Raw genomic sequence first — 12,640 nt, 5'->3', positions numbered from 1 at the left:
CCTTGAAGCCGCTCCTGTGAGGGAAACGCGCGTGGCCCCGGACGCGTCAACGTCCGGGGCCACGCGGGGCTCACACGAGGGGGCTCAGGCGCCCTGGATGGTGACGCGCAGGGCGTTCTTCCAGGGGTCCTCGAAGGTCAGCGTGCGGCCGTCGCTGTGCTGGGCCACGCCGCGCGCGGTGAGGCGCTCGCGGAGGGCGCCCACGGCGTCGTCGTTCGGCAGGATGAGGTCGATCTCGCCGAGGCCGAGGCTCGGGGCGCGGCCCATGGCGCCGCGGGACTCCCACGTATTGGCGGCGAGGTGGTGGTGGTAGCCGCCGACGGAGAAGAAGATGGCCTGGTCACCCAGGGTGGTGGTGACGTCGAAGCCCACCACGCCCTCGTAGAACGCGCGGGCCGTGGCGGTGTCGCCGACCTTGAGGTGCACGTGGCCCACGGAGGCGGCGTGGTCGGTGCCGACCGGGTTCTCGAGGCCCTCCTGGGTCATGTTGGACTGCAGGTAGGTGTTGGGGTCCAGGTACACGGTGCCCATGTTGACCTGGCCGTTGTTCCACTGCCAGGCCTCGCGCGGGCGGTCGAAGTAGAGCTCCACGCCGTTGCCCTCGGGGTCGTCGAAGTAGAAGGCCTCGGAGACGAAGTGGTCGGCCGAGCCCGTGAACTGCGAGGGGTACTTGCGCGCCACCGAGTAGACGGAGGCGGCGAGGTCGGCGCGCGAGTCGAACAGGATGGCCGTGTGGTAGAGGCCGGCGGCGCCGTTGGCGGCGTGCTTGAGCGCGGGCTCGTGCTCGAGGACGAGCGCGGGGACGCCGTGGCGGCCGAGGATCGCGGAGTCGCCCTCCTGCGCGATCACGGCCAGGCCCACGCCCTCGTGATAGAAGCGGATCATCCCGTCGAGATCGGCGACCTTGAGCGTCACGGTGCCCACGGTGCTGAGGGCGTCGAGGCGGTCCTCGGGGTTCTTGGCTGCGGTCTGTTCTGCGTTGCCCTGGATCATGGCTCTTCTCCCTTGCTGGTGGAGCCCCGGGCGTCCTGATCGCTTGAGGCTTTACTTGAAGCAACAACTATTCTGGCAGAGTTGTTCCGGCTTGTCACTGTGGGGGCGCTCACCGGGCCACGCGCCTCGGCGACGGGCCCGCCCGGGCCGGGCGCGCGCCGTCGTGCACCGGATCTGCACCCAGTCCCTCGAAAAGTCACCCCTTTCTTGCTTTTGCACCGTCCGGCGGACGGTGAGAAAACCCGGAAGGGGTGCAAAAGCACCGAGGGGGTGACAAAGCGCCGGGGTGTACGACGGCGCGGGGACCGGGCCGCTGGCGACGGCGCCTCCCGGCGCCGCGCCTCAGGCTGCCGCGGCCATCGAGGCGGGGTTCACCTCGAGGTCCAGCGGCTCGCGCCCGCGCCCGCGCAGCAGCAGGAAGCCGAGCGAGGCCAGCGCCACCCAGGCCACGCCGATGACCAGCGCCCACACCGTGGAGGGGCTGAACGCCTGCGCCACCAGGACAAACACGCAGAAGGCGAGCGCCACGACGCTCGTCCACGGCGCGCCCGGCATCCGGTAGACCGTGCGCTCGCCGGAGGCGCGCAGCCGGCGGCGCATCGCCAGGTGCGAGCAGAGGATGAAGATCCACGTGGAGACGGTCGCGAAGGACGCGATCGAGGCGACCATGAGGAAGAGCGTGTCGGGGATGAGCAGGAACGCCCCGAGGCCCACGAGCAGCGCGCCGAGCACCACGAGCACCGGAACCAGCGGCACGCCCGAACCCCCGCGCACGGCCCCGAAGGCCCGCGGCGCCTGGCCCTGCTGCGCCAGGCCGTACATGAGCCGCGCCGAGGCGTAGGTGATCGAGTTCATCGCCGAGAGCGCGGCCGTCAGCACCACGAAGTTCACGATGTGCTGCGCCGCGGGCAGGCCGAGCGCCGAGAAGACCGTCACGAACGGCGAGGAGCTGGGGTCCAGCTGCTGCCACGGGACGAGGCACAGGATCACGGCCAGGGAGAGCACGTAGAAGAGCAGGATGCGCACGGGCACCGAGTTGATGGCCCGGGGGATGGACCGCTCGGGGCGGTCCGCCTCGCCGGCCGTGGAGCCGAGCGTCTCGATGCCGCCGAAGCTGAACGCCACCACGCCGAGGCTCATGACGATGCCCCACACGCCGAACGGCGCGAAGCCGCCCGCGCCGCTCCAGAGGTTCTCCACCGTGGGTGTGTGCCCGCCCACGGACACGCCGAAGACCAGCAGTGCCAGGCCGCCCGCGATGAGCGCCACGATCGTGACGACCTTGATGAGCGAGAACCAGAACTCCACCTCGCCGAAGACCCGCACCCGCAGGAGGTTCAGCCCGATGATGAGCGCGATCGCCGCGAGCATCCACACCCAGCCCGGCGTCCCGGGGAACCACAGCCCCATGTACGCCGTCACGGCCGTCATATCGGCGATCGCCACGAGCAGCATCTCGAAGACAAACGTCCACCCGGCCAGGAAGCCGAAGTAGGGGCCCAGGTAGTGGTGCGCGTAGTTCGCGAAGGAGCCGGCCACGGGGTGGCGCACGGCCATCTCGCCGAGCGCCCGCATGACCAAGAACACGCACGCGCCGGCCACGATGTAGGACACGAGCACGGCGGGGCCGGCGGCCTTGATGGTCTCGGCCGAGCCGAGGAAGAGCCCCGTCCCGATCGCCGATCCGAGGGCAATGAAGCGGATGTGCCGCATGGACAGGCCGCGGCGCAGGGTGTCTGACGCGCCGGAATCGGAGGCCTGAGGGGAGGGAGAATGCACGGGGAACCAGGGTAGTCCCGTGCGCGCCCCCGCGGTACTCGGGTGGTCATAGTGGCTTCGCATCCTTCGCACGGGCCCGGGCGGGTGAGAGTGTGGGAGACATGATCGTTGCGTTCTCCGTTTCCCCGTCCGGCAACGACCACCCGGACGGATCCGTGCACGACGCCGTCGCCGAGGCCGTCCGCGTGGTCCGCGATTCAGGCCTCCCGTTCCGCACCTCCTCGATGTTCACCGAGATCGAGGGTGAGTGGGACGAGGTCATGGACGTCGTCAAGCGCGCCACCGCGGCCGTTGGCCGCTACGGCACGCGCATCTCGCTCGTGCTCAAGGCGGACATCCGCCCGGGCCGCACGGGCGAACTCACCGGTAAGATCGATCGCCTGCAGAAGGCCATCGCGCAGCAGGACGCCCAGGGGCACGACGACGCCCCGGTCGCCCTGGAGCGCGACACGCGCCCCGCGCTGGGTGAGGGCGAAGGGGCCTAAGGGCCCCGTTCGGCTCGCTCGGTTCGTTCGGCGGAGCGTGGCTGGAACGCCTCGACTCGCTCGCCTCGCGTCGGTGGTGCGGGCGCACGCCGGGGCGGTCCTGGGATCGCCCTGGGCGTCGTCCGGGTCCGCTCTGGGGGCCACTGCGGGGCTCGCCCACCGGGACGGCCTGATCCGAGCATCGCTCGGGCCGCACGGGCGGGCCGCCGAGGGATCTGCCCTCGGGATCGCACCGCGCCGGCGGACCCCGCCCGCCGCTCAGGCGGGCCGAGGCACCCGGCCCAGGCGAACGCCGTCGGGCATCGCCTGGATGCACAACACGACTCTCCCGCGCCGCGGGGGAGCAGGAAAGGAACGCATGTCAGCCACGCCACTGGGAGGCACCCCCGCTCCTTCCTCGCCGTCTGAGGTGGAGTCCTTCCTGGAGCTGAGCCTCGTCGACGAGCCGGCCGGCGTCGCCGCCGTGCGCCGCGCGAGCGTCGAGGCCGGGCTGCCGGACGAGGCCTCCGCCCCGGCCCGCGGCAAGTTCCTCTCGCTGCTCACGCGCCTCTCCGGCGCGCGCAGGATCCTCGAGATCGGCACGCTCGGCGGCTACGCGGCGGCCTGGATCCTCGACGCTCTGCCCGAGGACGGGCACCTGCACTCCCTCGAGATCGACCGAGACATCGCCGATGTGGCGCGGGCCAATCTGCGCCTCGCCGACCCGGAGGGCGAGGGGCACCGCTGGACCGTGGAGACCGGGCCCGCCGTCAAGGCGCTGCACCAGCTCACGTGGACCAGGCAGGCGCCGTTCGATCTCGTCTTCATCGACGCCGACAAGGCCAGCACCAAGGTCTACCTCGAGTGGGCGCTGCGGCTCACCGCTCCGGGCTCCGTGGTGATCGTGGACCACGTGATCCGCGCTGGCGTGGTGGGCGCCGAGGCGGGCGGCTCGGAGGCCGCCGGCATGGCCGCCGCCCTCAAGCTCCTGCACGAGGACCCGCGCTTCGATGCGACGGCCCTGCAGACCGTGACCGGCCGCGGCTGGGACGGCTTCGCGATCGCGCTCGTCACGGGGGCCGCGGCGCCGGGTTCCGCGGCCCAGCGGGTCACCGTCACGCCCATGGGTCCCGAGACAGTGCGCGGCGCGCTCGAAGTGAAGAACCTGGGCTGGCGCGAAACCTTCTCCAAGCACATCGCCGAGGACTGGCTGGACGACATGGACCGCCGCCTCGACGCCGACGTGGTCTCCTGGACCCGCGCGCTGCAACGCCCGGGCAACCTCACCCGCACCGCCGTTGCAACGACGGAGGACGGCGAGGTCGTGGGCATGGCGTCCGCGGCGCCCGTCCTCGAGGAGTCGGACCGTCTCGCGACCGGCGCCAAGTGGGAGCTCTTCACGGTGTACGTGGCGCGGGCCTGGCAGGGATCGGGGATTGCCCGGCGCCTGGCCGACTCGGTGCTCGGCGACGAGCCGGCGCTGCTCTGGGTGCTCGAGGACAATCCGCGCGCTCAGGCCTTCTTCGAGAAGCTCGGCTTCACGCCCGACGGAGCGCGCGAGGAGCTGCCGCCCGAGTGGAGCGGCGCGCACGACATCCGCATGGTGCGCCGGGCCTGAGCGCTCGGATACAGCCGCCGGGCCGCTTGGGCCGGCCACGCGTCGTCGTGCCCTGTCCCCGTCCCCGCGCCGCGCGATAGCGTGGCGCCACCGAGGCCGGTGAGGACGGAGGAGCCATGGCGTTGCCGGAGGGCGTGCGGATCGAGCCGCTGCGACAGGAGTGGGTGCGCGGCGCGCTGCTCGTGAAGAATGCCGGCTGGCGGGACACCTACCTCCCGTGGCTCGGCGAGGAGTACCTGGACCGGATGGACGCGGGGCTGGAACGCGGAGTGCAGGGCTGGGGCGCCGCTCTGGCCGCGGGCCGGCTCATGCCCACGTGGGTCGCGTTGACGGACGACGACGTCGTGGTGGGAGTGGGTGCCGGGGGTCCCCTTGAGGTGATGGCCGCGATCGAAGGGCGCCTGGCCGGCGACGCGGCGCCGGGGGTGAGCCACGAGCTCGGCGTGCTGTACGTCGACGCCGCGTGGCGCGGGCGGGGCATCGCCGAGGAGCTGACCGAGACGGTGGTGGGCGTGCATGCGGCTCAGCTCTGGGTGCTCGAAGACAACCCGCGGGCGCGGGCGTTCTACGGCAAGATGGGCTTTGTTGCCGATGGGGGCATGGAAGAGCTGCCGGCCGAGTGGCACGGCGCCCGAGAGATCCGGATGGTGCGGGCGTGAACGACTTTTGGCATCAGATCCTGGGCTCCCATGTAGGCCTACAGGTGTTGTTACTCCTGGTGGCATATGTGCTGTGCTCGGCCATTGGCCTGGAGCGGCAGGCGCGGCGGAAGTCCGCCGGGTATCGGACGCACGTGCTGGTGGGGCTGGGCTCCTGCGTGTTCACGCTCGTCTCCGCCTACGGCTTTGGCGCGATTCTGGACCCTGACGCGCCGCGCGACCCCACGCGCATCGCCGCGCAGATCGTCTCCGGCATCGGCTTCCTCGGCGCTGGGGTGATCTTCAAGGGCTCCACCACGGTGCGCGGCCTGACGACGGCGGCCTCCATCTGGATCGCGGCCGCGGTGGGCATGGCCTGCGGCGCAGGCATGGTGGCCGTGGCGCTCATCGTCACGGCGATCTACCTCGTGACCCTGCTGCTCGTGGCGCCGCTCATGCGCAAACTGCCGGGTGAGCGGCGGGTGACCGACCTGCGCGTGGTCTACGCCGACGGGACCGGGGCCATGCGCAAGATCCTGGAGCTGGCCTCGGAGAACGGCTTCACGACCACCTTCGAGGGTGCCACCAAGTCGGTGGCGGAGGACGGGACGACCCTGATCGACGCCGAGCTGCGCTTCCTCGGAAGTGCGCGCGTGGAGGATCTGGTGCCCGCGCTGTCAGAGGTGCAGGGCATGCGGTCGGTGGGGCTGCGGCGCGGCCTGGCACCCTACGAGGAAGAGGACGACGAGTAGCGGTCCCGGGCCCGGTCTGGCCGGCGGGTTTTTGCGACGGAGTGCGCAGGATACGCCTCCGGCGGGGTGTTGTCACCGTTGTTTTGCGACGCCGCGACGTGAAGACTTGGTGCTGTCCGCGCGCCACCATTTCGCGCGGTGAACCCTGCTTGATCCCCCAAGGAGACCCCGCATGTCCAGCGTTGTTCCCGGTCGCTTCGACGGCCGCACCATCATCGTCACCGGCGCCGGTTCCGGCATCGGCCGTGCCACGACCGAGCGCATCCTCGCCGAGGGTGGCCGCGTCATCGCCTCCGACGTCGTGGCCGAGCGGCTCGATGCCCTCGCCGCCGAGCTCGCGGTGGGCGAGCGCCTCGTGACCGTGGTCGGCGACGTGGCCGAGGAGTCCTCCGTGGAGGCCATCGTGGCCGCCGCCGGCACCAAGATCGACGGCCTGGCCAACGTTGCCGGCATCATGGACGGCTTCCTGCCCGTGGGCGAGGTCGACGACGCGACCTGGGACCGCGTGCTGCGCGTCAACGTCACTGGCCCCATGAAGCTCTCCCGCGCCGTGGTGCCGCTCATGGTCGCGGCGGGCGCCGGCGCGATCGTCAACGTGGCCTCCGAGGCCGGCCTGCGCGGTTCCGCCGCCGGTGCCGCCTACACCACGTCCAAGCACGCCATCATCGGCCTGACCAAGAACACCGCCGTGATCTACGGCCCCTCCGGCATCCGAACCAACGCGGTGGCCCCGGGCGGCGTGAAGACCGGGATCGAGGCGCCGTTCAAGTCCGAGTTCGCCGCCGGCCGCCTGGGCCCGCTGTTCGTGGCCGCCGGTGCCCCGGCCGAGGCCACCCAGCTCGCAGCCGCCATCACCTGGCTGCTCTCGGACGACTCGGCCAACATCAACGGCGCCATCCTGGCCTCCGACGGCGGCTGGTCCGCCGCCTGATCCTCGGGTGATCGCCGTGGGGCCCGGTGCGCGATCCGCGTGCCGAGCCCTCGTGCGTTCCTGGGGGCGCCTTCCCCGTGCGCTACGCCCGGTCGAGGGCGACGACCTCCACCTTGAAGCCGTCCGCGTTCTCGAGCCAGCCGGCGTAGTGATCCGACCCACCGGCGTGCGGGTAGCGATCGGCGTAGAGCTCCGCCCAGCCGTGGGTGGTGCCCTCGCGGATGATGGCGTCGGCCTCGGCCGGGGAATCGACCGAGAAGGCCAGGTGGTTGACGCCCGGGGAGCGGCGATCGTGGACGAGGGCGCTGAGGTTCGGGGACGTCGTGATGGTGAGGTAAGCGCCACCAGAGGACCAGGAGTCTCCCTCGTCCCACGTTGCGGTGCGTTCGAAGCCGAGGCGCGGCAACAGCCAGCCCCACTCGGCACGCGCAGCGTCGAGTCGTGCCACCCAGATCTCCACGTGATGCAATCCAGCCATGCCCCGAGCCTGGTCTCTCGGCACCGTAACTCCCGGGCGCCACGCCTAAGCTTGATCGGACCGCCCGGATTCGGGGCGGTGAGCGAGGAGAGCATACGTGGGACGCAAGCGCGCCGGGCGCGAGATCGAGGCGCAGCCGGAGGGCGACGCCCTGCGCGAGGGCACCTGGGAGACCGACACCGGGACGGTGCGGCTCGAGCGCGACCCGTATTCGCCGAGCGCCTGGACCGTCTACGTGAACGGCGTTCCCTCCTCCCACGTGGACCTGGAGCATCCCGAGCGGCTCGACTTCGAGTACATGCGCTGGATGGCGGCGCTCATCTCGCAACGCTGGCCGGACGGCGGCCGGCTGCGGGCCCTGCACCTCGGCGGCGGCGCCTGTTCCATGGCCCGCTGGATTCACGCCGGGTACCCGGGCGCCCGCCAGGTGGTCGTGGAGCTGGATGCTCGCCTGACCGTGCTGGTGCGCGAGTGGTTCTCGTTGCCGAGCGCGCCGTTGCTGCGTCTGCGCCCCGGCGACGCCGGCGAGGTGCTGCCGAGCCTGACCGAGGACACCCGAGACCTCATCATCCGCGACGTCTTCGCTGGGGATCAGACGCCGCAGCAGCTGACCACGCCGGCCTTCCACGCCGAGGCCAAGCGCGTGCTCGCGGAGGACGGGCTGTACCTGCTCAACGTGGGCGACGCCCCGGACCGCGCCCACCTGCGCGCTGAGGCGAGCGCCCTGCGCGAGCTGTTCCCCCACGTCGCCGCGGTCGCCGACCCGGCCATGCTCAAGGGGCGACGCCGCGGGAACGTGGTCGTTGCGGCGTCGTGCGCGGAACTGCCGCTGGGCCCGGCACTGACCCGCTCCCTCCTGGGTGACGCCCTCCCGGCGCACGTCTGGGGCGAGCAGGAGCTGGCGGCCTTCCTCCGCTGATCGGAGGTGGACGCGGGTCCACCTCGCGACTTTTTGGCGTCTCCGCGACAAAAATTCGCGGAGGCACCAAAAAGTCGCGAGACGGGCTTATCCACAGGACGGCGAGAGGGTGATGCACCGTTCCGCGGTGGCTGTCAGGCTGTGTCGATGGAGAAGCCGATGCCCCTGGCCTGGCCAGAGCACCTGATCAGTTCCGCCGCCGATCCCTCGGTGCGCCGGCGCTTCGATCGCGGAGAATGCGTCCGCCTCGTGAGCGGCTGGTACGTGGAGACCGCCCGCTGGCTCGCAGCGAAGGACTTTGAACGATTCGTTTGGGTGCTTGCGGCGCGCTCCACCCGCTCTGGGCGATTCGTGTTGTGCGGTGAGGCGGCGCTCATTGCGATGAGGCTGCCCACCTTCGGCCCACCACGGGTTATCTCCGTTGCAGAGAGCTTGGCCGGGCGGAGCGGACAGCGCGCTGACACCCTGAGCGTTCGCGGACCGGCGGCCGCCCAGGCGCTCGACGTGTGGAGGCCAGTGATTCGGCGTCACACCCACGACGGCGCTTGGGTGGGGGAGAGGAACACTGGCACCTTTCGTACGGCGGGCCTGCTGCCCGCGGTACTTGAGGTGCTCGGGGGCGCACCTCTGGTGAGGGCGCTGCCGATCGTGGATGCGCTCACGCAGTGGGACCTCGTGGCGCAGGCGGACGTCGTGGACGCGATCCTCGGCCTTCCCTCGGCGGCTGCGCGCAAAAGGGCCCGGCTGGCCTGGGAATCCGGTTCGTCGCTGTCGGGTTCGGTGGGCGAATCCGTCAGTAGGGCCTTGTTTGTCGGGGCCGGTTTGGAGGAGCCGAAGCTTCAGCTGGGGCTCGTGGATGGGCGCGGGTTGATCGGGTACGTCGACTTCTGCTGGCCCGGCGTGCGGGTCATCGGTGAGTTCGACGGCAAGCTGAAGTACGACGGCACCTTTGGAGCCTCGAGGAGCGCCGACCAGGTGTTCGGCCAGGAGAAGGCGCGGGAGAACCGGCTGACGGCGCTGGGGTATCGCGTGGTGCGCTGGGGCTGGGCGGATCTCTATCGCCCAGAGCAGCTGATCAGGACGCTCAGGGCGGCCGGCGTGGCTCAGCGGACGGATCGTGAGGCAGCCTAGCTGCCTTCGCTCGACGGCCTCTCGACTTTTTGGCTTCTCCGCGACAAAAAGTCGCGGAGAAGCCAAAAAGTCGCGAGATGGCCGGACACGGGCAGGGGTGCGGGCGCGGTGAGGGGTGCGGGCGGGGCCGGCGTAGTGGCGGGTGCCGGGGCCGGAAACGCCGGCGGCCCGGCACCCCGCAGGGGGGTACCGGGCCGTCGAACAGCACGACGACGCGTGGCCGGGTCGGTGCCCGGCGCCGCGCACGCGCGGCTCAGGAGGCTCAGGCGTTGACGCCCAGCCAGCCGTCCACGACGCCCATGCCGAAGAACAGCACGAACAGCGCGGAGATGACCCACATGAGCGGGTGCACGTCGCGGGACTTGCCCTGGACCACGCGGATGAACACGTAGGAGACGAAGCCGGCGCCGATGCCGTCGGCGATGGAGTACGTGAAGGGCATGAGGGCCACCGTCAGGAAGGCCGGGATCGCGATGCCCATGTCCTTCCAGTCGATGTTCACGACCTGGCGCATCATCATGAAGCCGACGCACACGAGGGCGGGGGCCACGGCCTCGAAGGGCACGAAGTTCACGAGCGGCGAGAGGAACATGGCCACGATGAGCAGCAGGCCCGTGACGATCGCGGCGATGCCCGTGCGGGCGCCCTCGCCGATGCCGGCGGAGGACTCCACGAAGATCTGGTTCGAGGAGACGGAGGAACCGCCACCGGCGATGGCGCCGGCCGCGTCCACGAGGAGGACCTTGTTGACGTCCTCGATCTGGCCGTCCTTGTCGATGGAGCCGGCCTCGGTGGCCAGGCCAACCATGGTGCCCATGGCGTCGAAGAAGATCGACAGCAGGATCACGAAGACCAGCAGGATCGCGGCGATGGCGCCGAGGGAGGACGGCGAGAACGCGCCGAAGTCGACCTTGCCGATGAGGGAGAGGTCGGGGGCGGTCAGCGTGAAGTCGGAGCCCGGAACCACGAGGGACCAGCCGGTGGGGGTGACGGTGCCGTCGGCGCCGATCTTGCCGGGGATGTTGAAGATGAGCTGCAGGACGTTGGCGAAGACGGCGGCCACGACGATGCCGATGAGGATGGCGCCCTTCACGTTGCGCACCAGCAGCGCAATGGTCAGGAGCAGGCCAACCACAAACACGAGCGTGGGCCAGCCGATGAGGCGGCCGCTGATGCCGAGGGTCAGCGGGGTGCCGGTGCCGGCGCGGGCGAAGCCGGCGTTCACCAGGCCGATGAGCGTGATGAAGAAGCCGATGCCGACCACGATCGCGGTCTTGAGCCCGGCGGGCACGGCGTTAAAGACGGCCGTACGGAAGCCGGTGAGCACCAGGATGAACATGATGACGCCCGCGATGAGCACGAGGCCCATCATGGACGGCCACGTCAGGCCGGGGTGCGTGGCGATCGTGGCGGCCACGAGGGCGTTGACGCCCAGGCCGGTCGCGATCGCGAAGGGGTGCTTGGCCCACAGGCCCATGATGATGGAGAGCACGCCGCCGACGAAGGCGGTGGCGGCGGCCACCTGGGGCACGCCCAGGGTGTTGCCTGCGGAGTCGGGCGAGATGCCCAGGATCAGGGGGTTGAGAACCACGATGTACGACATGGCGAAGAACGTGGCGAAGCCGCCGCGAACCTCGCGCGCCATGGTGGAACCGCGCTCGGTGAGCTTGAAGTAGCGGTCCAGGGCACCACGGGGTGCGGGGGTGCTGGTGCGAGTTGACATGACAGCCAGTTTATCGGCGCGCCGGGTCCTTGCCGCCGGGATTTCACGGTATAGACACGCCCCCACCCCCAATGTGACCAGAATCTCTTTCTACACCGTGTAGAAATGATGTGAGGGGTGTTCAATGGGAGCACTTCCTCGAAGCGAACAGGAGTGGTGACCATGGCCGCGCAGAATGCCCCCCGCGAAGACCGCGCCAGCGATGACCTCCGCCGCGAGACCCCGGGTGCCGGGGCCATCGTGGTGGGAGTGGATGGTTCAGAGCAGTCCCTCGATGCCCTCGCCTGGGCCGCCGCCGAGGCGGCACGCCGCGACCTCGAGGTGGAGGCCGTGATGTCCTACGCGATCCCCACGTTCGTCGCCACCGCCATGGACGCCGGCTACGCCGCCCTGGATGACGAGTCGCTGCGCCGCGGCGCCGAGCAGGTGCTGCGCGACGCCCTCGCCGACCTGGAGCGCCGCCGCTCCGAGGTGAAGGACGTGGTGTTTGTTGGCCCGGACAAGGTCCGCGCCTACGTCGAGACGGGCGACGCCGCCGGCACCCTCCTGGAATACAGCCGCAACGCCAAGTTCATCGTCATGGGCTCGCGCGGCCGCGGCGGTTTCATGGGCCGCATCCTCGGCTCGGTCTCCTCGGCCGTGCCGCCGCACGCGCATTGCGCCACCGTGGTCGTCCCCAAGGGCTCGCTCGAGCGCAGCGACGTGGACGACGTCGTGGTGGTGGGCGTGGACGGCTCGGAGCGCGCCCGCCTGGCCATGCTCGACGCCGCCCGCGAGGCCGAGGCGCGCGATTGCCGCCTCCGCATCATCTGGGCCCTCCCGCCGCTGACCGGCACGCAGGCCTGGGTCTCCGCGGCGATCGACTACGAGGCAGTCATGGCCGAGATGCGCGAGCAGATCGACGCTGGCGCGCTCTGGCTGCGCCACCACTTCAAGGGCCTCGACGTCGAGACCGCCGTGGTCGAGGGCATCCCCGGCCAGGTGCTCGTGAAGGAATCCGAGCGCGCGCGCCTCGTCATCACGGGCACGCGCGGCCGCGGTGGTTTCGCGGGCGTGCTGCTCGGTTCCACCTCGCAGGCCGTGCTCCACCACTCCAAGGCGCCCGTGCTCGTGGTCCCGAACCGCAAGGACCGCCGCGTCGAGAACCGCGCCGACTTCGGCCCCATGCCCAGCGACGACTGAGGGTGCCGGGCGCGGCCCGGGAACAGTGCACG

The 12,640-nt window shown here is 70.8% G+C and carries 12 protein-coding genes; 8 read left to right on the top strand and 4 right to left on the bottom strand.

Annotated features, from left to right (window positions below; all coding sequences use genetic code 11):
• Window positions 1–84: 84 nt before the first annotated feature.
• Window positions 85–993: a VOC family protein gene (locus DWB68_RS02935; protein ID WP_119423646.1), complete on the bottom strand. Its 909-nt coding sequence runs from the start codon at window positions 991–993 to the stop codon at window positions 85–87.
• Between the two features lie 342 nt (window positions 994–1,335).
• The gene (locus DWB68_RS02930) at window positions 1,336–2,772 is read right to left on the bottom strand and encodes an amino acid permease (protein WP_233548575.1); all 1,437 of its coding nucleotides are present in this window, start codon (window positions 2,770–2,772) and stop codon (window positions 1,336–1,338) included.
• 101 nt (window positions 2,773–2,873) lie between these two features.
• On the opposite strand from DWB68_RS02930, the gene DWB68_RS02925 reads away from it, so the two are divergent.
• From DWB68_RS02925 to DWB68_RS02905, 5 genes are all read left to right on the top strand, one after another.
• The gene (locus tag DWB68_RS02925) at window positions 2,874–3,257 is read left to right on the top strand and encodes a thiamine-binding protein (RefSeq protein ID WP_119423644.1); all 384 of its coding nucleotides are present in this window, start codon (window positions 2,874–2,876) and stop codon (window positions 3,255–3,257) included.
• 358 nt (window positions 3,258–3,615) lie between these two features.
• Window positions 3,616–4,854, top strand: a complete 1,239-nt coding sequence (locus DWB68_RS02920) for a GNAT family N-acetyltransferase (RefSeq protein ID WP_119423643.1) — start codon at window positions 3,616–3,618, stop codon at window positions 4,852–4,854.
• A 116-nt stretch (window positions 4,855–4,970) separates the two neighbouring features.
• Window positions 4,971–5,513, top strand: a complete 543-nt coding sequence (locus tag DWB68_RS02915) for a GNAT family N-acetyltransferase (RefSeq protein ID WP_119423642.1) — start codon at window positions 4,971–4,973, stop codon at window positions 5,511–5,513.
• A 44-nt stretch (window positions 5,514–5,557) separates the two neighbouring features.
• On the top strand, window positions 5,558–6,244 hold the full coding sequence (locus DWB68_RS02910) for an MgtC/SapB family protein (protein ID WP_233548574.1): 687 nt from the start codon (window positions 5,558–5,560) through the stop codon (window positions 6,242–6,244).
• Window positions 6,245–6,416: 172 nt separating this feature from the next.
• Complete coding sequence (locus tag DWB68_RS02905; protein ID WP_119423641.1) at window positions 6,417–7,175, top strand: SDR family NAD(P)-dependent oxidoreductase; 759 nt, start codon at window positions 6,417–6,419, stop codon at window positions 7,173–7,175.
• 82 nt (window positions 7,176–7,257) lie between these two features.
• Here DWB68_RS02905 and DWB68_RS02900 read toward each other — a convergent pair whose 3' ends face one another.
• Complete coding sequence (locus tag DWB68_RS02900; RefSeq protein ID WP_119423640.1) at window positions 7,258–7,653, bottom strand: VOC family protein; 396 nt, start codon at window positions 7,651–7,653, stop codon at window positions 7,258–7,260.
• 97 nt (window positions 7,654–7,750) lie between these two features.
• Here DWB68_RS02900 and DWB68_RS02895 point away from each other — a divergent pair, with 97 nt between their 5' ends.
• Both DWB68_RS02895 and DWB68_RS02890 read left to right on the top strand, forming a co-directional pair.
• Window positions 7,751–8,572 carry a spermidine synthase gene (locus DWB68_RS02895; RefSeq protein ID WP_119423639.1) on the top strand — a complete coding sequence of 274 codons (822 nt, stop codon included), beginning with the start codon at window positions 7,751–7,753 and terminating at the stop codon, window positions 8,570–8,572.
• Window positions 8,573–8,719: 147 nt separating this feature from the next.
• A complete protein-coding gene (locus tag DWB68_RS02890; protein ID WP_147391558.1) occupies window positions 8,720–9,703 on the top strand; it encodes a hypothetical protein in 984 nt (327 codons plus the stop codon).
• A 262-nt stretch (window positions 9,704–9,965) separates the two neighbouring features.
• Here DWB68_RS02890 and DWB68_RS02885 read toward each other — a convergent pair whose 3' ends face one another.
• Window positions 9,966–11,426 (bottom strand): NCS2 family permease, encoded by a 1,461-nt coding sequence (locus tag DWB68_RS02885; RefSeq protein WP_119423637.1) that lies wholly within the window; start codon window positions 11,424–11,426, stop codon window positions 9,966–9,968.
• 162 nt (window positions 11,427–11,588) lie between these two features.
• Between DWB68_RS02885 and DWB68_RS02880 the strand changes: the two genes are divergently transcribed.
• On the top strand, window positions 11,589–12,608 hold the full coding sequence (locus tag DWB68_RS02880) for a universal stress protein (RefSeq protein WP_119423636.1): 1,020 nt from the start codon (window positions 11,589–11,591) through the stop codon (window positions 12,606–12,608).
• Window positions 12,609–12,640: the final 32 nt, after the last annotated feature.

Source organism: Galactobacter valiniphilus (genome assembly GCF_003575975.1).
GTDB classification, from domain to species: domain Bacteria; phylum Actinomycetota; class Actinomycetes; order Actinomycetales; family Micrococcaceae; genus Galactobacter; species Galactobacter valiniphilus.
Note: the sequence above shows the minus strand (reverse complement) of the source record. Positions and strands in the feature narration are given on the sequence as shown.

Excerpts from the sequence above, each read along its gene's own strand:
- DWB68_RS02935 (WP_119423646.1), bottom strand. The coding sequence starts at position 993 with ATGATCCAGGGCAACGCAGAACAGACCGCAGCCAAGAACCCCGAGGAC.
- DWB68_RS02925 (WP_119423644.1), top strand. The coding sequence starts at position 2,874 with ATGATCGTTGCGTTCTCCGTTTCCCCGTCCGGCAACGACCACCCGGAC.
- DWB68_RS02920 (WP_119423643.1), top strand. The coding sequence starts at position 3,616 with ATGTCAGCCACGCCACTGGGAGGCACCCCCGCTCCTTCCTCGCCGTCT.
- DWB68_RS02915 (WP_119423642.1), top strand. The coding sequence starts at position 4,971 with ATGGCGTTGCCGGAGGGCGTGCGGATCGAGCCGCTGCGACAGGAGTGG.
- DWB68_RS02905 (WP_119423641.1), top strand. The coding sequence starts at position 6,417 with ATGTCCAGCGTTGTTCCCGGTCGCTTCGACGGCCGCACCATCATCGTC.
- DWB68_RS02900 (WP_119423640.1), bottom strand. The coding sequence starts at position 7,653 with ATGGCTGGATTGCATCACGTGGAGATCTGGGTGGCACGACTCGACGCT.
- DWB68_RS02890 (WP_147391558.1), top strand. The coding sequence starts at position 8,720 with ATGGAGAAGCCGATGCCCCTGGCCTGGCCAGAGCACCTGATCAGTTCC.
- DWB68_RS02885 (WP_119423637.1), bottom strand. The coding sequence starts at position 11,426 with ATGTCAACTCGCACCAGCACCCCCGCACCCCGTGGTGCCCTGGACCGC.
- DWB68_RS02880 (WP_119423636.1), top strand. The coding sequence starts at position 11,589 with ATGGCCGCGCAGAATGCCCCCCGCGAAGACCGCGCCAGCGATGACCTC.